Below are 18,544 nucleotides of genomic sequence, written 5' to 3' on the forward strand. Positions count from 1 at the left end.
TTTTAACGTAAAGCTGGCAACAGTGTGGTTGACAACTTCTTGTAAATACACTATGGTGATCAAAAATGATAACAGCGATCAACGAGGACATAATTACGTTAGCCAGCTTCTACAGAGAGGAAACCGCTTAGTGCAAGGTTTCTGTTGCTGTTTCGTTATTCCTACCTCGCGAGCTGCGGAGGAGAAGGCCCGAACGGCCTGTAACCTTCGCCGGATGGGCCCGTTATGCCTTGAAGGACTGCGCGTTCACGTTTTGCATCGGTTGCAAACGTAGAACCGGTTTATGGCAAATGACCTGATGATTTGAAGTCAGGTCAGCCGGCAAAGTGCAGTTAAATAAGGGTGGTACCACGACACATTCGTCCCTTGACGGATGTGTTTTTTTGCTGTTTATAACCAGATTTACAATATCGATTAGAAGAATAAGGGGTGTGACAAGATGCGTCAAAGTGAAATGCTTGTTCCAACATTACGTGAAGCACCAGCAGAGGCAGATGCAGCAGGGCATCGCTGGTTATTGCGCTCGGGTATGATTCGCCAACTCGCAGCAGGGATATACAGTTATCTGCCCTTGGGGCGTCGTATCTTGCTGAATGTCGAACGAATCGTTCGGGAAGAAATGGACCGTGCAGGATGTCAGGAAGTATTGCTGCCAATCATGCAGCCTGCTGAGTTATGGGAAGAATCCGGAAGATATACTCAGTATGGCCCTGAGCTGATGCGTCTGAAGGATCGCCATGCACGAGAATTCGCCTTGGGTCCAACCCATGAAGAGGTTGTGACTGCACTGGCTCGTGACGAGGTTAATTCTTATCGGAAGCTGCCGTTTACACTTTATCAGATTGGAACCAAATTCAGAGATGAACGTCGCCCAAGGTTTGGATTACTGCGGGGACGGGAGTTCATCATGAAGGATGCGTACTCTTTTGCTTCCGATTGGGAAGAGCTGGATCGCACCTATCAGGCCATGAATACGGCGTATTCGCGTATTCTGGAGCGTTGTGGACTGGAATATATTCGAGTGGAAGCCGATGCAGGCACTATTGGTGGTCAGGGGGAGACCCACGAATTCATGGCACTTGCTGATGTGGGAGAAGATACGATCGTAACTTGCAAACATTGTGGATATGCCGCAAATCTGGAGAAGGCGGGGTATCAGACTTCTAAATCTTCTACTAAGAATCCAGGACAAGCGGAAGCTTCTGCTGACCTGAAAACGGTTGAAAAAGCTGATGGGAATACCGAGGGTGACACGTTGGTTCGTATCCAAACGCCAGGTGTACGTACGATCAATGAGTTAAGCGCCTTTGTGGGCAAGGATGCCCAGCATATGATCAAAACATTGCTTTATCAGGCTGATGGTCAACTGGTCGCTGCGCTTGTTCGTGGGGATCATGAAGTGAATGATATCGCGCTGAAGCAGGTATTGGGTGCAGAAGAGCTAATTCTGGCTGATGAAACTGCCCTTGCAAGTCATCCGAATTTAACTGTAGGTTTCCTGGGTCCTATTGGACTGGATCTGCCGATTGTAGTAGATGCGGATGTAGCTGCAATGGAATATGCCATTACAGGAGCGAATGAAGTTGATGTACACTATTCGAATGTACGTCCGGGTAAAGATTTTGCTTTGGACAAAGTAGATCGAATCCGTTTTGCTGCTGAAGGTGACGGCTGCCCAACCTGTGGAGAATCGCTTGTATTCACAAAAGGAATAGAAGTCGGGCATATCTTCAAACTGGGAACCAAGTACAGTGACGCCATGGGAGCATCCTTCCTGGATCGCAATGGACGACAGTGCGCACCTGTAATGGGTTGTTACGGTATCGGTGTGTCTCGTCTGATGGCCGCTATTGCGGAACAATACGCCGGAGAAGATGGTATCCGTTGGCCAGCAGCCATTGCGCCTTATCATGTACATCTGATCCCAATGAGCTGGAAGGACGAACAGCAACGCGAACTCACGTTGGAACTGGAACAACAACTAGTAGATGCCGGATACAGTGTACTGATCGATGATCGGGATGAACGGCCAGGGGTGAAGTTCAAGGATTCGGAATTGATCGGATTGCCTGTCCAGATTGTTATTGGCCGAGGTGCGGCAGAGGGACAGGTGGAATTTGGATCGCATGTTCTTGCAGCACAAGGCGAATCCAAACGAATCAGTATGACGGCACAAGAGGCTGTAAGTCAGGTGAAGGAACAACTATAGTCCAGAATTAAAAAAAATCCTTATGAAAACCATGCTACGTGTCTCTATATAATAGAGCGATGTATAATAGGTCCAGATATTATGCGGTAAGAGATGTTTGTGGTTATGTAACGGATTAAAGCGTTAAAAAGAGGGCTATAGTCATATAAGTATGCAACACTATTTGCGTATTGTCATACCAAATTACTAGAATTTGAAAAATTGTATTCTGTATACAGTCGGTTTGTCCATAAGAGCTTCTGGCGAATCATGTCAGGAATCTATGCATGTGCAAATACGCAAATCATGGAACGAGAAATATATCGTTTGAATGTGAAATAACCGCATGAGAGTGGCAATTTTGGAGATATCTTCTATAGTCCATGGTAGAGGGCATGGGATGAAGTGATTTCTTAAAGTGGCTTTGGGGATTTATTTTTGCAGCAAAGCTATATTCATGTAAACATGGAGTGTGCAACTCGGTAGGTTAACTACTGAGTGATGTAATTTGTAAAATAAAAAAGGGTGTCCATCAGCCAGTTATGGCTTGAGGGACACCCTTTCTTTGAATTTTAATTGGTACAACTATCTGCTCTTCTCAGAACTTAAGAGGCTGCAGGCAGTTTCAATTGTTGGCCTGGATAAATCCAGTGTGGATTTTTGATCTTATTCAGCTTTTGCAGAGCTTGCCAAGTGGTACCGTATTGTTTGGAGATGGAATACAGGGAATCTCCGGATTTTACAACATGCACTTTGGCTGGAGCTGGTTTACTTGGCGTCGGTTTCGACGGTGTTTCTGGTTTTGGTGTCTCTGGTTTCGGTGTAGTTGGAGCTGGTGTTTCCGTTACTGGAGCTTCCGGTTCAACCGCAGGAGCCTTTGCTTCCTTGATTCGACCGTCTGTTTTGATTTCTACAGCGCCCAGTTTTTGCATGTATTCTATCAACGCTTCATCCATAGCACCGTACATGCCGGACGTTGTGTATTTCGCAAACATCGTGTACTCGTCACCACCAACAGCAGTGAAATCATTCGTAGCCATTGTGTACGTTGCTTTTGGATCAAGGGCTTTATCTCCGATCATGACGGAGTGTACACGGCTGCCTTTTGCAGCGGAAGAATCAATGCTGAATGTCATGCCGGATACTTGTGGGAATCCGCCACTTGGTTCTGGATAAGATCCTACACCGTTTTCAAGGGCTGCGAGTACATCGGAGCCTTTTACTTCAAGCGTTACAACCTGATTACCAAAAGGAAGTACAGTAATGATATCCCCTTTAGTTACGATACCTTTTTCAATGGAAGAACGAATACCGCCACCGTTTGTGAGTGCGATATCGGCTTTGCTGATGTCACGGATGGCATCTGCCAGCAGATCACCCAGGTTCGTTTCACCTGCGCGTACTTGTTCACGTTTGCCGTCCAGCAGAATCGCTGTATTGGCTACTTCTTCTTTCAAAATGGGTTCTTGTTCTTTCAGAATGGAGTTCACCAATGCGGCAACTTTCTCATTCGGTTTGATGTCTTTTGCTTCCGTTTCATCAATCAGTGTTGCTTGTTTTTTCGTTACTTTGCCGCCGTCAACCCACAGGTCGATCACGCCTACAAAGTTTGTATACTCTCCAGCGCTGGCGATCAGTGTTCCGTTATCCGATACAAGTCCATCTTGCAGAACCGTATGGCTATGACCGTCGATGAATACATCAATGCCAGGAACTTCTTTTACAACTTTGAAGCTAGTATCGGTGCTGGACGCGTCTTGTCCAAGGTGTCCCAATACAACAACAACATCTACTTTGCTGCGAATTTCGTTCACGAGAACTTTGGCTTCTGCAGTTGGGTCTGTAATATCAAGACCTTCCACATTTATCGGATTCGTTTTATACATCGTTTCCGGTGTAGTCAGCGCAATGATACCGATCTTCACGCCGTCTACTTCTTTAATGAGGTAAGGATCGAAGAGACGAGTTCCGTCTTTCTTTTTCACATTGGCACTGAGCATGGGGAAGTTCATCATATCCGCAAGTTCGATGAGGCGCTCGGAACCGTAGTTGAATTCGTGGTTACCCGGTACAATCGCCTGATAACCGATTTCATTCATTACTTTGACAATGCTCTCACCGTTAACGAGTGTAGCAAAGGTTGTACCATGCACTGCATCTCCGGCATCCAGCAGAAGGGTATTTGGGTTTTCGCTACGGTATTTGTCCGCAATTCCAGCAACTTTGGCGAAACCCATCGCAGGTGAGGACTCAACTGCGCGTGCGTGTGTGTCATTCGTATGTAGAATAGTAATGTGCTTACCTGTGCCCGGAGTGGTATCCGTTGCAGCAGCGGCAATGCCCACACTGCCAAACAGCAGACAGAGCGTTAGCACAAGTGAAACATAAGTCTTCCAGATTTTCATATGAATCAGTAACCTCCCCAAAATAATAATCTACCTGAGCGTTTGCACAACTCATGTTGTATTTTACCAGACTACTATTAGGAAATCTCGTGATTTGTGTAAAAATAGGTAACCTGAAAGTGACATCTGATTTTCATAGTGGAAGATTAAGAGAGAACTTCACTTGTGAGGAACGTATGTTCTTAAAAAGGCTAAAAAAAATGCTGCACTTCACGTGGCAGTCCAGTACGCAAACAAAATTTCTCCAGTGATTCATCCGGCTCTGGCATCACCCCTGAAGTTAGAAGCTGTATGGCAAAACGATTGGCCTGTCTTTCCAGCTTGCCTGGGGCAAAATAGGAGTGTTCCTCCAGAAAGAACCGGTTTATGCCTTTGTGCAATCGGTCATGTCCAAGTTCATGGGCACACACAAAACGCTGCCATTCCGGCGGTAAATCATTGTGAATGACGATAAATCTGCGACGGAGCTTTCGGAAATACAGTCCTTTGGTGGACTTGCCCAGATTGGTGAACCGGATCTGTATTCCAATGGCTCTGGCAATGCTGAAAGGGCAGTTTGTCCGGTGTTTTCGAATCAGCTTTGTTACAATGTCATCCATATCATCTCACCTGCTGCTTTAGTTTGTTCAGCTTGAAATGCTTCATGGGCGCTTGTCCGGATCGTTCGTTTTTTTTCGTTTGTTCATCTGTTTGGCTTCCCAGAACAGACCTGTCAGGACATCCTTAATTCGTTTCTTATCCTCATCATCCAGCGGGATGCCGTCAAACATCAGATCATCCTCGTCCTCGAGCATCTTTTTAAAGTCCCGACGGTCCTTATAAGTTGCCCATTCTGGAGCGTCATGGAGCTCACTTGCTGTATTTCCGGTTTCCAGATAGTCGGCCTGTTTCATCATATCCGCGTAGGGAACCGAGAGTGCGTCCGAGATTTTGCGGATGGTAGCAGGCTTGGGAACTCCGCGAACCCCATTCTCAATGCGTGAAATTTGCGAGTTGCTGATTCCTGCTGCTTCGGCGAGCTGATTGATACTGTATCCCTGTTGCTCGCGCAGTTGTTTCAGATAAGGACCAAAAGCGTGCTCCACCATTCATTCCACTCCTTTGATTCGTACAAGTGCTTGAATTATAAAGAAGCTAGTTGGATGAGGGAGATAGATGTGCGTTCTATGCCCGTTCCGGATTCGGATCGTTCTTTTGATCGCTGTTATCCCCGGATTTCCTATTTCACTTTCTAAAGGGAGAAATCCGGGGATAAAGGCGAACGCTTCGCTTCTTCAGAATCGATTCCGTCTCCTTCACTGCGTATGCGCGTGACCATACTTCTAGCCCATCGTCCAAAACGGAGTAGCTTCTTTATAAAAGTCAAATGACTTATACGAGGATCTTTAATTATCTGTACTATATCGTATATATACCATTAGGTAAAGGGATATGAAACAATTATGCCAAAAGGTAAAGAAAACGAGAGCGCGGGTTTTATTTTATAGTTAAAACGACCCAAAATGAAGGTTTACGCCGATCCCCAGAAAGTGGTATCCTCAAATAGAAATACGAACAAAATACGAACAAAATGTAAAGTTGAGACAAGTTGGATGATGAGGAAAATGAATTATTCCTGCTTCATACCTGACTTTAACTGATTCCAAAAGGCAACAGAAAAAACTTAGAAAAATGCCGTTACTATTTGAGAGAACTGGATAACTCTAATAAAAGGAGTATTTTGTATTAATCCCAAAAGCGATTCAAATTAGCAATAGGTAGATAGAAAAGCTTCTATTCGTCTAACTATTGTACCCGTAAGCGACTGGAACCGAATAATACAAAATACCAAAGATGAGATGAATGCGAGTTTAACTGACCCTTTAAGGAGGAGAATGAATATGGAACTGATGCTGCCCGAATTGGACCGACGCAAAACACAGACTGCTGTTGAAGCCGCGCTGGAAAAATACCGGATTTATAAAACGATTGCTTTTGAAGAACGAGAGGTGATGGTGACGGCGAGTTACGCTGAGCGTTTCCATGGTGCAACGAATGTGACCGGGGATTCCACTGCCAGAACGGCAATCTATAATGTGGATGTACAGCGCGCACGTCAGGCGTACTGCGATACGATTGATTTTGTGGTATCTCGACTGAGCGAGAAGGAACGTGTACTTGTCAGCGAACGTTATCTGAAGGATGACGATGTATTTGACTATAAAGTGTATAACCATGTGTTTGACCCGCCTGTCAGCAAGGATACGTATACGAAGATTCGGACACGTGCTTTCTATAAAATGGCGCTGGCTCTGTCGGATCGGGGTCTGATTAATATGGAGCCTTTATCTGCATCTCGCAAAGAGCGACAGAAGCTGGGCTAGAGGTGAAGCAAGAAGTTCATCCTTTTATATCCTTCGCTGATTGTATACAATAATTGAAAACAATATTAAGGATCAGTCAAAGGAGAGGAATCCGCATGACGGAACAAGCCGGAATGCAGGAGATGTACACACTGAAGACGATCGCGGAAACGCTCAACACATCCAACGACCTGAATCTGATGCTGGATACGGTACTCGGCAAACTGTTGGAACTGACGGGATTGACTACGGGCTGGGTATTCCTGATCAATAATCAGGGAGAGTACTCCTGTATTGCTGATTACAGTTTGCCTCCTGCTCTGCTGCATCATGACAAGGAGCCGATGCGCTGTGGGTCTTGCTGGTGCGTGAATCGCTTCCGGGACGGGAGATTGGATAATGCCGTCAATATTATTAATTGCAAACGCCTGGAGGATGCCGTCGATCATCAATGGGGAGATACCCATGACATCACCCATCATGCAACGGTTCCGCTCCGCTCGGGGGAAAAGATGCTGGGACTGCTGAATGTTGCTGCACCCGGGAAAGAGCATTTCAGTGATAGTGAGCTGGCGCTTTTGCAGGCTGTAGCTTATCAGATAGGTAGTGCAATGGAGCGGATGCGATTATATAGCGCAGAGCAAAGGCGAGCGGATCTGTATGTCAGGCTGGGGGAGTTCAGCCGATCGCTGGGCGTGACGGTCAACGATTGCAGCAGTGGAGACGATATGGCCAAGATGGTTGTAAAGCTGCTTGGGCATCATTACGATTGGCCTTTTGCCGCACTGTTATCCCAGAAAAACGGAAGTTTTATGGTACAGGCGGCTTATGCTCATGGCAGGTCCGAAATGATGACAATATCTGGACTCTCTCCAGAGTTGCAGACTCGCATGCATCGTGTGATTGATTCTCATCGGGCTATGGTATTGTCGGCAACGGAAATCCAAGATGTTTCTGCCATCTGCAATACCGGGCTCCCTAAGTCTGTTTTGGCTTCGGGCTTGGCTGCTCCCATCCCATTAAGTTCTCCTGGCGAAACGGCAGTACTGGTGGTTGGATTGGGCTCGGCCAATGGCTTCCTTCAGGCAGATCGTGAGGTTTTCGATGCACTCGCTGAACATATTACAGCCTCGTGGGAGAGTCTGAGACTGGTATACAAACGGCGGGAATTGACCCGACTGGAGGAACGAAACCGTTTGGCTCGTGATTTGCATGATTCGGTGAACCAAATTTTGTTCTCCCTGTCTCTCACAGCCAAAGGGGCAGAGAGCATGTTAGCCGGATCACTACAGCTGCATCCGGCTGCGGATGCGATGAAGGATATACGTTCCTTGTCGCAGGAAGCATTGAAGGAAATGCGTGCCTTGATTATGCAGCTTCGTCCGGCGGGTTTGGAGTCTGGTCTGCTCAGTGCATTGCAGGAATATGGTACAGGACAGGGATTGCAGGTCGTTGTACATCGGACGGGTATGCGCTCCTTGCCTCAAAGTATTGAGGAAGGCTTATGGCGTATTGGACAGGAAGCACTCAATAATGTGCGTAAACATGCGGGAGTCCCTTCCGCTGAGATATCCCTCCAGCTAAGCGATCAGGAAGCGATATTAATCGTTACAGATCGAGGAAAAGGGGGGGCTAAAAAGCGTGAGGCTTTGCCTGCCAGTTCACTTGGTCTGTCCATCATGAGGGAACGGGCCCAGTCACTGGGCGGCAGACTTGAACTTGTGAGTTCATCCCGTAAGGGAACATCGGTAACGGTCGTCATTCCACTTCCGTCCGAATCTGTATAAAATCAGGGGGAAGAAGACATGCCGATTACGATTTTACTCGCGGACGATCATGCAATGGTGAGGCGTGGGTTACACGTTTTTTTGTCCACTCAGCCAGATATGGAAGTCGTCGGAGAAGCCTCGAATGGACAGGAAGCACTGGAACAAGCAGAACAACTGCATCCGGATGTGGTATTAATGGATCTGCATATGCCCGTGCTTGACGGGATCGAGACGGCGAGAAGGCTTCGTGCGATCTTGCCTGGAATCCGTATCATCGTACTTACGTCCTTTTCCGATCAGGATCATGTCGTACCGGCCGTACGCGCAGGAGTGAAGGGATATCTGCTAAAAGATATTGAGCCAGAGGATCTTGCCGTTGCCATTCGTAATGTGCATGCAGGTCAGGTAGAGCTTCATCCTGCAGCAGCAGGACAATTAATGCATGTGATGGCATCGTCTGAACTGTCGATGAATGAAGCGCATGAGCGTGCAAATCCCCATTCGTCTACTCGGCTTCCAGAGCAAGAGCGGATAGGGCTGGGAAAAGAAACTTCTCATAGACCGGACATGCTTACTCGCCGGGAACGAGAGGTTCTGGGGCTGATTGCACAAGGATTGAGTAATAAAGAGATCGCCATAAAGTTAATCATTACCGAGAAAACAGTGAAAACCCACGTCAGTCATCTTTTAGACAAATTGGGACTGGCAGACCGGACACAAGCAGCGCTTCATGCCGTAAGAAATGGTTGGGTCGTCTGATCCATCTTCCCATATTCTCAGACTAAAGTTGTAGAAACTCAACCCAAAGGTTGAGTTTTTTTGTGCTGCAAGTTAAGTCTATCTGCCGACGATTCCGAGGTAGAAGCAAGGTAAGATGAGAGTAGAGAAAGTTGAATCGAAGAGAAAGAATGTTTTTATAAAATCGAAGGAGAGTGACATAGATGAATATTATCATTTTGGCAGGCAGTAATCGGAAAAATGCAACCAGTACACGTTTAGGGGAATATGCAGTGGAGGTAATCAGCGGTCAGGGGCATGAAGCCAGCTTGTTCGATTTATATCAGACACCGCTCCCATTCTACGCACCGGATGAAAAACAGAATGAAGATCAGAATCTGTCTGACCTGAACACACGTATGCTCGCCGCAGATGCCATTATTCTGTCTACGCCAGAGTATCATGGCAGCATCAGCGGTGTACTCAAAAATGCATTGGATCACCTGAGTCAGGCTCATTTCAGTGGTAAACCGGTATTGTCCATCAGCTCAGCAGGAGGTGCGGTAGGCGTAAGCTCGCTTTTGCAGCTGCAGGTGATTATTCGCAATTTGCACGGTATTAACGCGCAGGAGTGGATTTCCATTGGTGGTGCACAGCGCAGAAGATTTGAAGCAACGTTTGACGGATACGAAGAATTTGAAGGCAGTCAGGACATTGAGGATCGGATCAAACGCGTGATTGGTTCATTTTTACACCTTGCCGAGACGTTAACTGCAGTACGGAAGCCGTCCGTGAGTTAAGAGAAAGAGGTTTTCATCATGATTAAAGGCATATTTGAGACTCATCTGAACGTAACGGATCTGGAGAGATCCCATCATTTTTATGAACAGATTGTTGGATTGCAGCATGCTTATGGGCAGAAGGAACGTGGAAACTCCTTTTACTGGATTGGCGGTGTAGGCAACGCGATGCTCGGACTGTGGCAAAAGGACCCTTCCGAGGTGCAGCGACAGCATTTTGCTTTTCAGGTATCGTTGGAGGACATGAAGCAAGCTGTCACTTACCTAGAGGATGAAGGGATCAAGACGCATAACTTTCAGGATGATGATATTGGCGAGTTATATGTATTTGGATGGATGCCGGCTGTGTCCGTGTATTTTACCGATCCGGATGGTCATTCTCTGGAATTCATATCGATGCTCCCGGATGAAGCGAAGCCGGAACTTGGCATGGTGCCTTGGAGTGAGTGGGAGAAGATGAACGGTCGGGTGAAGGAGGACACAGCATGATTTTTGAAGAGGTCAAATTATATACAGCACGATTGGAAGACATTAAGCACTTTTATATCAACACACTGGGTTTGAACATGGCTGAAGAGTCCGAGCATGCCTTCACGCTACAGATTGGTTTAACGAAAATGATATTCATGCGAAGTGAAACAGACCAGAATCCGTTTTACCACCTGGCCTGGATGATTCCAACCAATCGTTTTCAGGAGGCCAAGGCATGGGCAGCGGCACGTGTCCGTCTAAGTAGGCATGAAGGTGATGATGAGACCTATTCAACGAATTGGAACTCGAATTCGCTCTATTTCGAAGATCCTGTCGGTAACATTCTGGAGCTGATTGCTCATCATACCGTTCATAACGAGAGTGATCACGCCTTTTCGGAGAAAGATCTACTGCAGGTGTGTGAGGTGGGACTTGTCACGGAAGATGTGCTTTCTGCGGTAGATGAACTTGAGCAGATGGGATTGAAACGATGGAGAGCGATAAGTGATACCTTTGCCCCTATAGGGGATGTGAACGGTCTGTTCATTGTGGTGAAGAAGGAGCGAACCTGGTTCTTTTCGGAGCAAAAAGCAAACATCTATCCGCTGGAAGTGTCCATACGTGATGTTGGGAGACTTCGAATCGGCTAAAATGCGCGGAACAGCAGGCAAAACGGTCATATGTGCACCATTTGAATCATCTTATAGAAGTAAACGCTTTAAAAAGAGTGTTTTGCTAAAAAACTGTTGCTGGTCGTGTGTATATCAGGATTCGCATCGATGAAGGGTGGTGGCATGTTGGATCGACGTTTGTTGGAAGAAGGGCTGGCTGTTATTGTGTCCAGTCGGGAGCGTACAGGAGATTTGTGGCATGCCCATTATGGGGCGGGAGCTATTGCGGCTTATTTTTGGTTGCGGGAAAATCGCCTCACTGCCCTTGCGGCGGGCAGTGTTACGGCTGAAGCGAAAGCCATGCTTCGCCAGCACGGGTTGAATGATGGCTTGAACTCCCGGAAGGGAGAGGTTTTGCCAAGGGAAGAGGCCGAAGCGCGTATTACAGCAGCGCTGGATCGAACCATCGGAGAGCTACACTGGGTGGGTCATCAGGCCATCTATGGTGCCCTAAGTCTAAAAGCCATTCGTGAACTGGATGGTTGGGGCACGGAGCATGACATGGATCAGATGGTTGAACTTATTGATTCTTTTGAACGAACCATTCCAGGTAGATCCTGGGTAAACACAACGGTGAAAGAAATTCGCAGCTTGAAGTTAAGTGAGGCAGACGGATTCCCTGATATAGAACGCCCGGAACAATTGTCCCGGCTGATTCTGGATGAGCTTGGTGCATTTCGTACCATCTATCAGGCAGAAGCACATCATGATCTGATCGGCCACATGCTAACCTACGGGCACGCGCTTAATATATTATTTGAACTGGATTACCCTGCTTTGTTCCATAAAGGCGTTCCACCTTTTCTCAGGATGGTCAAGGCGCTGCGATTGAGCCGGGATGTGGATGCCGACCAGGAGATGCCAACACTGCAATCTCCAGTTGATCGTCTGCCATTGATCCGTGCAGAACGCTCTGTTGCACTTCCACATGAACTGGAGTACTGGCTCACCGACAGACGTTCCCGCGATTGGCATGGAGGTCATCTGTTCAAATTTCCATTCAGCTTCTACCATCATGCCAGAAACGGAAATTCAGTTCCGGAAAGCTGGGAAAACTTCCGCTATATTATCGCGTGAGCAAAATACGTTTAAGAGAGCACAGCCTGAGATGGCTGTGCTATTTTATATCTTTTTAACGGAGCCATATTTCAAGGATAAACACGATCAAAATGACTCTGGATGCCAGCATGTATGGTGATTTTCGTATGGGCTGACGCGCTGTCCATATTCCCCAGGAACTCATAAGTGCAATACTTACCCAGAACATCCATAAGGGAATGCCTTCAGGCGTAAATGGAAAGGACAGCGAGGGCAGACCTGTATTGCCAGCCCCAAGAAGAACAATGGTCATATAGACGAGCAGAAGGAAAAGTAACTCAAATAGCAGGGTTTGCAGCCAGAAATAATAGATGTGCAGCACTCGAAGCAGAATGACTGTGACCAGGATAAACAGGATACCAACGGATGAGAATGTTGCAGCGGTCCATCCAATGAGTGAAGTAGTTAGAACATCTGTTTCCTGATAAAAGGTGTACATTGTCAAAGCGTACATAACGGGGCCAGCCATATAACTGGTAATAGCGATCCACAGATAGAACCAGAGCTTTTTTTTCATGGTCGTATCCATCCTTTATCGTAAATAAGGTTTGAAAGGCTACTTATTATCATATAAACAGCATCAGGAATGGATTTGTTGGGTTATCCGGCAAAAGTCTCTGCAAGAAACCGACGTTTAACCGCCATGATTGCGACAACAAATAGACGTAATCCATACGGACAACCGTCAGCGCGACCGATTTAAACATGTAAGATTATATTATCGGATCAGTAGCAAATGACATATCCCGATAAGCACATACGCTAATGTACATGCCGGCCAGGGGCCGGTTTTTTGATGCGGTGATTGCACACTTGCTCTGATCGGGTACTAAAGAAAGACTGAATATATCATTATAAGTTGAATTTAATTTTTACACCAAAACGGAGAGTGCAGAACCAATCTGAAGAAGCGAAGTTAAAAGCTTTCTGCAAGAAAGCTACTTCGTAAGCATACTCTGGCCTTTATCCCCGGATTTTACCCTTGAACTAAGGGATCAAGAAAATCTGGGGATAAGAGCGATCGGAAGATGGTACTGCAATCGCAGTGACAAGGTGTAACATCTCTAGTTCAACTTATCTAACAGGAGGTTTTAGGATATGAAAACAGTATTGTATGTTCCACTGGATGATCGTCCAGCGAATCTGGATGACGTCGTTGTACAAGGAAAAGCAGCCGGTATCCATATCATTACACCGCACCTGGGTGACATTCAAAATCGTCTGGATTCCGAGAAAACGGTAGAAGGCACCACATTGCTTGGAACGTCTACACCTACGTATGGGAAACCGTCCAATATTCATAATTTCATTTTGAAAAATGCGGCTAAAGTGGATGGCTTCATCATCTCTTCGGATATGCTGGCTTATGGTGGTCTGATCGGCAGTCGTCAGCTTCGTGAAGATGGAGGCGGAACATATCCTGATTACGATCAGGACACCACCCGTTTGCTCGATGTGATCAAAACCATTAAAGAGAAATATCCATGTAAACCGGTGTTTGTGATGGATACCATTATGCGACTCGCCACCACCTCATTTGCAGATGGTCTCGCATTGGATGCCTACAACGAGTCACGTGCACTGATGCAGCAGCCACGCCGGTCCTTTACGGCATTCGAGGATATTGTGAACGGGTACAACCTTTCTCCAGAGTCTACGGAATATGGGGAAACGACGTATTTTAATAAAGAACAGTACTACAACGCCAGACAACATAAATTCAAAACGAATCTGTACATTCTGGATAAGCTTGCTCGCAAAGGATATATCGACTTCCTCGCCGTAGGCGTCGACGATGCGAATACGCAAGGCGTTCAGATTAATGAGATCAATTATGTGGAAGCACGAATCAATGAATGGCTCGGTGGGACGGATGGACAAAATCCCGAACGGGCGATTATCCTTCCAGATGCGGATGGCCTGGGTCACGCGCTGGTGGCACGTATGGCTAACCAACTGCTTCGTGGTGGGAAGAAGACGCGTTATGAAGTGAAATATTTTGGCCCGCATGGTTCCACGATTATCAATGCCTATGAATATATGAATGTGCACGAGAATGTGGTGCGTCATGTGGATATTGTTGGTGGTGTGGTTGTAACGGATACAACTCCCGATGTGGAAAATGGAAATGAATTAACGAATGCTACATCTGTGAATGAAGCTTCTTCGTTTGATATGGCGTCTGAGTTGGATCGCATGACGAACCGTCATCCAGGCAAACCGGGTAAAAAACCGGTGAACATTGAGATTGTTGCCATTACGGCGCTGGATCAGGTGCAGGCGGCTGTGGCGCAATTGACGAGTAATAGTGAGAAGGGGCTGCCTTCGGTCCTGATTGATTTTGTAGGAAAAGGTCCAGCCAACGTCGATGTAGCCGAAGCACTCCTGAACAGTCCGTATACGGGTCGGGTTCTGGGTTACAGTGCATGGAATACGCCGGGGAACAAAATCGGTATGGCTGTGGGTATGGGACAATCCCGTTATGCTCTGATTACAACAGAAACCCATACCCATGCGTTGCGAGATGCCATGAATGCACAGGGGTCATTGTTGTTCAAACGTTTCCTGAAAGATTACTACTACAAAGCAGTAGCAATTGCAGATATCCGTACGTATTCCAGAGCACATGCGCTCTATACCAATGTGGCAACTCTAGCGGATCAGAATATGGTGTTGTTTAACTCAGAAGAAGATTATGCTCATTTGCAGACTTTACTCAGGGATCTGATGCAGACCCACACCACGGCACTGGCGAACAAAACAGCATTTGCTCAAGGGTACGTAGCGATAAAGCAAATCTGTAATGGGGAAGCAGCTTATGCGGAGTATTGCAGTGCACTGCTGGATTATGCGAACCCCGATTTCATCTGGGGACGTGCGTTTGAGATCACGTTGAATCCGAAAGTTACGCTGAAATAGGGTGTTAATGGCATGAGCCACGCTGAGTCGTCTTTTTTCCACCCCAGATGCACCCTTATTCGCACCTAAGTCGTACGAATCACCATCCGCGCTAGGGATGAAAGGGTGTAAGATTGTATTATCGGATCAATAGCAAGGATACACACCGAAAGCACATACGCTAATGTACAGATCGGCCACAAGGGGCCGGTCTTTTTTGTTGCGGTGAATGGTGTCCAGCTTTGGCGCCGGTAGATACGCAGAGGTTGAACTAAAGGGGGAATTCGCTGCTGCAGCATTGTCGCTGCACAATGTGGGCAGATCGCACACTTGCAGCTGAAGGGGGCGAAATGAATGTGTCTATGAGTAGTGGGTTAAACAACACGGCCAACACAGGGCAAGTGAGCAATGTCATCAGGCATACGCTGAAGCAGAAGCTGGAGGCTCTTGTTCCGGCATGGAATGGCCGAGTAAAGGACATCCCTGCACCGGGAGAGGTGTTAGCCGGACCCTGTGCCGTGATTGCTTTTGCAGAAGAAGTACCGAAGTCTGCTTGGGCGGGGTATAGGAGGATTATCAAAATCTCTTCGTACGCCCCCCCCGAAGATGGAGGTGCTGAACAAGTAGAGACTTGGTCAGCAGCGCTGATGGAAGGACTACACCAGGTCAGGCTGGAGGATAAAGAAGGTGGGGCATTTACCTGTATTTATCTGGGTTCTTCGGATGGTGATCGTGTGGACGCCAGTTCTGGACTGGTTACGCGCAGCCTACGGTTTGGGGTGTATGTTCCGGAAACGGTGGAATACGCTCAGGCTGAAACCACAGATTCGTGGATGGATGCACTTCGTGGTTGGACACGAACTCAGCTCGGACAGGAATGGTCCGTATATGGGGATGTGTGGCCTGGAGGTTATAAGGCCAAGTCCGTACTGTGGCGATTGACGGGATGCAGTACAACCACCGCAGGGACTTCTGCGCTGGAGGTTCGTAAGCAATGGATCGGGCATGTGCTGGCTGCAAATGTAGCAGATGTCCGTCAAACGGTCACACATCTTGTCGAACAACTGGCTGTGCAGACCCGGATTGCTTTGACGGATACAGACGGTACGCGATATGTGACGGTGGACGAAGTTTCAGCCGACTTGCAGGCAGATGCTTACTTGAACGGACAGATTCGTCTAACGTTGCAGCAGCGTATTCGCCGTCCGGGTACAGAAGCGCCATTGATCCGTGAGATTCACCATAACAAAGGGATAGAGTAAGCGTTAATCGAGAGGAACTGTTGATGGGGTTCCAGATGAGAAAGTCGATATCATACTTTAGCTTCAAATTCATAGGATCATAGGGACAATGTTCGTAGGTTCATAGGGACAAAAATTCATAGGTCAAAATTATGGTGCAAAAATCAGGTTCAACGAATTCAGTAGTCAAACAATGAGGTGAGATGGTCATGGCAAGCTCAGTGAAAAAAAATAAACAGGCTGCCCCGCAATACACGCGGGCCGAGCTGATGAATCATGCCGAAGCCCTCTTTGCCGTTAAGGTAGAGGTGCTGTATGGTGCGCTGTACGAAGCAGCGCAAGAGACGTTTTCCATTGAGGAAGCGAAGGAACGCATCAACCAATTTATGAAAGCGAAGGTGAAGGGATAATGGCAGGCGGAACTTGGGAGCAAACGAATCGTCCGGTACTTCCGGGCTTATATATGAATTTTCAGGCGGCGGCGTCTTCGGCCATTCAGGCTGGTAATCGCGGAACGGTTGTTGTGCCGATCAAGGCCAACTGGGGTCCGGTGGGCACTTTTGTAGAAGTCGGCAGTGAAACTGCAATTGAGCGTGTTTTCTCGGCGCATGCCCTGGATAACGGGACGGCCTATACATCCTTGAAGCTCGCTCTGCTAGGAGGACCGAAAAAGCTGCTCGCTTATCGGGTAGCCGGAGAATCGGCGAAAGCAGCTACGCTTACGCTGAAAGACAGCAGTGATGCAGCCGTTCTGCAACTGGACGCCAAGTATCCGGGTGACCGAGGTAACGGGTTCTATGTCACCATTCAACCGGGTGTAATTGATAATACGAAGCATGAAGTGCGCTTGTTTGAAGGCAACCGTATGCTGTATGCACTGCTGACTGCGGATATTTCGGCAGCGTCGCTGGCGAAAGAGATCAACGCGGATGAAAGCAACATTTGGATTAACGCGCAGGCGATTGGCGAGGGTACAGGTGTTGTTGCAACCGTTGCGGGAGCGGCGTTCAAAGGTGGTGCAAGTGGCAACGATGGACTGACCAATGCGGAGTATATCGCCGTGCAGGGCGCGCTGGAAGGTGAGCAATTTGACGTTTTGGCACTGGATCATGCGGCGGATGCACCTTTGCTGGCGAGCTTTGCAGCTTGGGTGAAACGTGTGCGCAATGAGGGTAAACCCGTGATGGCTGTATTCGGTGGTACTACGGCAGACGATACCTCTGCGACTGCAGCACAGAAGGCGGCGGCACGTTCACTCACATTGAATCATGAGGGTGTAATCAATGTTGGTACGGGTGTGCGCTTGGGAGATGCATTCTACAGCTCGGCGGAAACGTCTGCTTATGTCGCGGGTCTGATCGCAGGACAACGTCTGAATGAATCCACCACATACGCACCTTCTCCGTTCGATGACGTGACGCGTCGCTGGACTCGTGCAGAACAGGAGCAGGCGGTACAGAATGGCGTATTTATTTTCTTCCATGATGGACGTCAGGTGAAGGCGCTTCGCGGAGTGAATACACTCGTGACCCCTGCTGCAGGACAGAATAATGCCTGGAAAAAAATCCGTTCCATTCGTGTGATGGATGCAATTAATACGGATTTGCAGCGCTCTGCTGAAGATACGTATATCGGTAAAGTAAACAATACGGAAGAAGGACGTCAGGCGCTGATCGGTGCGATGAAAGCCTATCTGGCGCTGCTCGCACAGAGCAATGTCATTGAAGCTGAGGGATACGATGTCGTTCTTGACCCGGCGTATTATGGTGCTGCACCCATTCTCAAGCCGGAGGCGGATCAGGTATTCCTGCAATGGAATGTGAAGCTGACGGATGTAATGGAGCAGTTGTTTGGAACGTTTTACGTGCAATAAGGTTTGTGTAGAAGAGAATGGGTTTTAAAAGAAACTACTGTTCGTTGAACGGATGGTATATACGATATTTT

17 protein-coding genes are annotated in these 18,544 nt (G+C 47.5%); 12 read left to right on the forward strand and 5 right to left on the reverse strand.

What is annotated here, in order from left to right; genetic code table 11:
• Positions 1-439 precede the first annotated feature (439 nt).
• A complete protein-coding gene (locus PTQ21_RS11220) occupies positions 440-2,209 on the forward strand; it encodes a proline--tRNA ligase (RefSeq protein WP_072734398.1) in 1,770 nt (589 codons plus the stop codon).
• Positions 2,210-2,793: 584 nt separating this feature from the next.
• On the opposite strand, the gene PTQ21_RS11225 is transcribed toward PTQ21_RS11220, so the two are convergent.
• The 3 genes from PTQ21_RS11225 to PTQ21_RS11235 form a co-directional block, all read right to left on the reverse strand.
• Entirely contained in the window at positions 2,794-4,593 is a 1,800-nt protein-coding gene (locus PTQ21_RS11225) for a 5'-nucleotidase C-terminal domain-containing protein (RefSeq protein ID WP_274569892.1), read from the reverse strand.
• 191 nt (positions 4,594-4,784) lie between these two features.
• On the reverse strand, positions 4,785-5,192 hold the full coding sequence (locus tag PTQ21_RS11230) for an ImmA/IrrE family metallo-endopeptidase (protein ID WP_062323893.1): 408 nt from the start codon (positions 5,190-5,192) through the stop codon (positions 4,785-4,787).
• Between the two features lie 42 nt (positions 5,193-5,234).
• Positions 5,235-5,681 carry a helix-turn-helix domain-containing protein gene (locus PTQ21_RS11235; RefSeq protein ID WP_274569893.1) on the reverse strand — a complete coding sequence of 149 codons (447 nt, stop codon included), beginning with the start codon at positions 5,679-5,681 and terminating at the stop codon, positions 5,235-5,237.
• Positions 5,682-6,473: 792 nt separating this feature from the next.
• Between PTQ21_RS11235 and PTQ21_RS11240 the strand changes: the two genes are divergently transcribed.
• The 7 genes from PTQ21_RS11240 (at position 6,474) to PTQ21_RS11270 (ending at position 12,440) form a co-directional block, all read left to right on the forward strand.
• Positions 6,474-6,956 carry an ArpU family phage packaging/lysis transcriptional regulator gene (locus PTQ21_RS11240; RefSeq protein WP_053783401.1) on the forward strand — a complete coding sequence of 161 codons (483 nt, stop codon included), beginning with the start codon at positions 6,474-6,476 and terminating at the stop codon, positions 6,954-6,956.
• Positions 6,957-7,051: 95 nt separating this feature from the next.
• The gene (locus PTQ21_RS11245; protein ID WP_269053591.1) at positions 7,052-8,722 is read left to right on the forward strand and encodes a GAF domain-containing sensor histidine kinase; all 1,671 of its coding nucleotides are present in this window, start codon (positions 7,052-7,054) and stop codon (positions 8,720-8,722) included.
• Positions 8,723-8,740: 18 nt separating this feature from the next.
• Positions 8,741-9,463: a response regulator gene (locus PTQ21_RS11250; RefSeq protein WP_274569895.1), complete on the forward strand. Its 723-nt coding sequence runs from the start codon at positions 8,741-8,743 to the stop codon at positions 9,461-9,463.
• A gap of 182 nt (positions 9,464-9,645) precedes the next feature.
• Complete coding sequence (locus PTQ21_RS11255; protein ID WP_274569897.1) at positions 9,646-10,221, forward strand: NADPH-dependent FMN reductase; 576 nt, start codon at positions 9,646-9,648, stop codon at positions 10,219-10,221.
• A gap of 18 nt (positions 10,222-10,239) precedes the next feature.
• Positions 10,240-10,710, forward strand: coding sequence for a VOC family protein (locus tag PTQ21_RS11260; RefSeq protein ID WP_090807991.1), 471 nt, complete (start codon positions 10,240-10,242; stop codon positions 10,708-10,710).
• A complete protein-coding gene (locus PTQ21_RS11265) occupies positions 10,707-11,342 on the forward strand; it encodes a VOC family protein (protein ID WP_090807994.1) in 636 nt (211 codons plus the stop codon). The genes PTQ21_RS11260 and PTQ21_RS11265 overlap by 4 nt, the downstream gene beginning before the upstream one ends.
• Before the next feature lie 129 nt (positions 11,343-11,471).
• A complete protein-coding gene (locus PTQ21_RS11270) occupies positions 11,472-12,440 on the forward strand; it encodes a hypothetical protein (protein WP_274569898.1) in 969 nt (322 codons plus the stop codon).
• A 55-nt stretch (positions 12,441-12,495) separates the two neighbouring features.
• Here the strand turns inward: PTQ21_RS11270 and PTQ21_RS11275 are convergent, their stop codons facing one another.
• Complete coding sequence (locus PTQ21_RS11275) at positions 12,496-12,978, reverse strand: hypothetical protein (protein ID WP_274569899.1); 483 nt, start codon at positions 12,976-12,978, stop codon at positions 12,496-12,498.
• A gap of 49 nt (positions 12,979-13,027) precedes the next feature.
• Positions 13,028-13,168, reverse strand: coding sequence for a hypothetical protein (locus PTQ21_RS11280; RefSeq protein WP_274569900.1), 141 nt, complete (start codon positions 13,166-13,168; stop codon positions 13,028-13,030).
• Positions 13,169-13,559: 391 nt separating this feature from the next.
• On the opposite strand from PTQ21_RS11280, the gene PTQ21_RS11285 reads away from it, so the two are divergent.
• From PTQ21_RS11285 to PTQ21_RS11300, 4 genes are all read left to right on the forward strand, one after another.
• Positions 13,560-15,380, forward strand: a complete 1,821-nt coding sequence (locus PTQ21_RS11285; RefSeq protein ID WP_274569903.1) for a DUF4127 family protein — start codon at positions 13,560-13,562, stop codon at positions 15,378-15,380.
• Between the two features lie 290 nt (positions 15,381-15,670).
• The gene (locus PTQ21_RS11290) at positions 15,671-16,621 is read left to right on the forward strand and encodes a hypothetical protein (protein ID WP_274569904.1); all 951 of its coding nucleotides are present in this window, start codon (positions 15,671-15,673) and stop codon (positions 16,619-16,621) included.
• Positions 16,622-16,809: 188 nt separating this feature from the next.
• Entirely contained in the window at positions 16,810-17,010 is a 201-nt protein-coding gene (locus PTQ21_RS11295; RefSeq protein WP_274569906.1) for a YqzN/YkzM domain-containing protein, read from the forward strand.
• Complete coding sequence (locus tag PTQ21_RS11300) at positions 17,010-18,473, forward strand: phage tail sheath family protein (protein WP_274569908.1); 1,464 nt, start codon at positions 17,010-17,012, stop codon at positions 18,471-18,473. Before PTQ21_RS11295 ends, PTQ21_RS11300 begins: the two co-directional genes overlap by 1 nt.
• Positions 18,474-18,544: the final 71 nt, after the last annotated feature.

Origin of the sequence: Paenibacillus marchantiae (assembly GCF_028771845.1) — a bacterium.
In the GTDB taxonomy this organism is placed as follows: Bacteria; Bacillota; Bacilli; order Paenibacillales; family Paenibacillaceae; genus Paenibacillus; species Paenibacillus marchantiae.

Excerpts from the sequence above, each read along its gene's own strand:
- PTQ21_RS11240 (WP_053783401.1), top strand. The coding sequence starts at position 6,474 with ATGGAACTGATGCTGCCCGAATTGGACCGACGCAAAACACAGACTGCT.
- PTQ21_RS11285 (WP_274569903.1), top strand. The coding sequence starts at position 13,560 with ATGAAAACAGTATTGTATGTTCCACTGGATGATCGTCCAGCGAATCTG.
- PTQ21_RS11230 (WP_062323893.1), bottom strand. The coding sequence starts at position 5,192 with ATGGATGACATTGTAACAAAGCTGATTCGAAAACACCGGACAAACTGC.
- PTQ21_RS11270 (WP_274569898.1), top strand. The coding sequence starts at position 11,472 with ATGAAGGGTGGTGGCATGTTGGATCGACGTTTGTTGGAAGAAGGGCTG.
- PTQ21_RS11255 (WP_274569897.1), top strand. The coding sequence starts at position 9,646 with ATGAATATTATCATTTTGGCAGGCAGTAATCGGAAAAATGCAACCAGT.
- PTQ21_RS11245 (WP_269053591.1), top strand. The coding sequence starts at position 7,052 with ATGACGGAACAAGCCGGAATGCAGGAGATGTACACACTGAAGACGATC.
- PTQ21_RS11290 (WP_274569904.1), top strand. The coding sequence starts at position 15,671 with ATGTGGGCAGATCGCACACTTGCAGCTGAAGGGGGCGAAATGAATGTG.
- PTQ21_RS11295 (WP_274569906.1), top strand. The coding sequence starts at position 16,810 with ATGGCAAGCTCAGTGAAAAAAAATAAACAGGCTGCCCCGCAATACACG.
- PTQ21_RS11265 (WP_090807994.1), top strand. The coding sequence starts at position 10,707 with ATGATTTTTGAAGAGGTCAAATTATATACAGCACGATTGGAAGACATT.
- PTQ21_RS11280 (WP_274569900.1), bottom strand. The coding sequence starts at position 13,168 with ATGTTTAAATCGGTCGCGCTGACGGTTGTCCGTATGGATTACGTCTAT.
- PTQ21_RS11220 (WP_072734398.1), top strand. The coding sequence starts at position 440 with ATGCGTCAAAGTGAAATGCTTGTTCCAACATTACGTGAAGCACCAGCA.
- PTQ21_RS11275 (WP_274569899.1), bottom strand. The coding sequence starts at position 12,978 with ATGAAAAAAAAGCTCTGGTTCTATCTGTGGATCGCTATTACCAGTTAT.
- PTQ21_RS11225 (WP_274569892.1), bottom strand. The coding sequence starts at position 4,593 with ATGAAAATCTGGAAGACTTATGTTTCACTTGTGCTAACGCTCTGTCTG.
- PTQ21_RS11235 (WP_274569893.1), bottom strand. The coding sequence starts at position 5,681 with ATGGTGGAGCACGCTTTTGGTCCTTATCTGAAACAACTGCGCGAGCAA.
- PTQ21_RS11250 (WP_274569895.1), top strand. The coding sequence starts at position 8,741 with ATGCCGATTACGATTTTACTCGCGGACGATCATGCAATGGTGAGGCGT.
- PTQ21_RS11300 (WP_274569908.1), top strand. The coding sequence starts at position 17,010 with ATGGCAGGCGGAACTTGGGAGCAAACGAATCGTCCGGTACTTCCGGGC.
- PTQ21_RS11260 (WP_090807991.1), top strand. The coding sequence starts at position 10,240 with ATGATTAAAGGCATATTTGAGACTCATCTGAACGTAACGGATCTGGAG.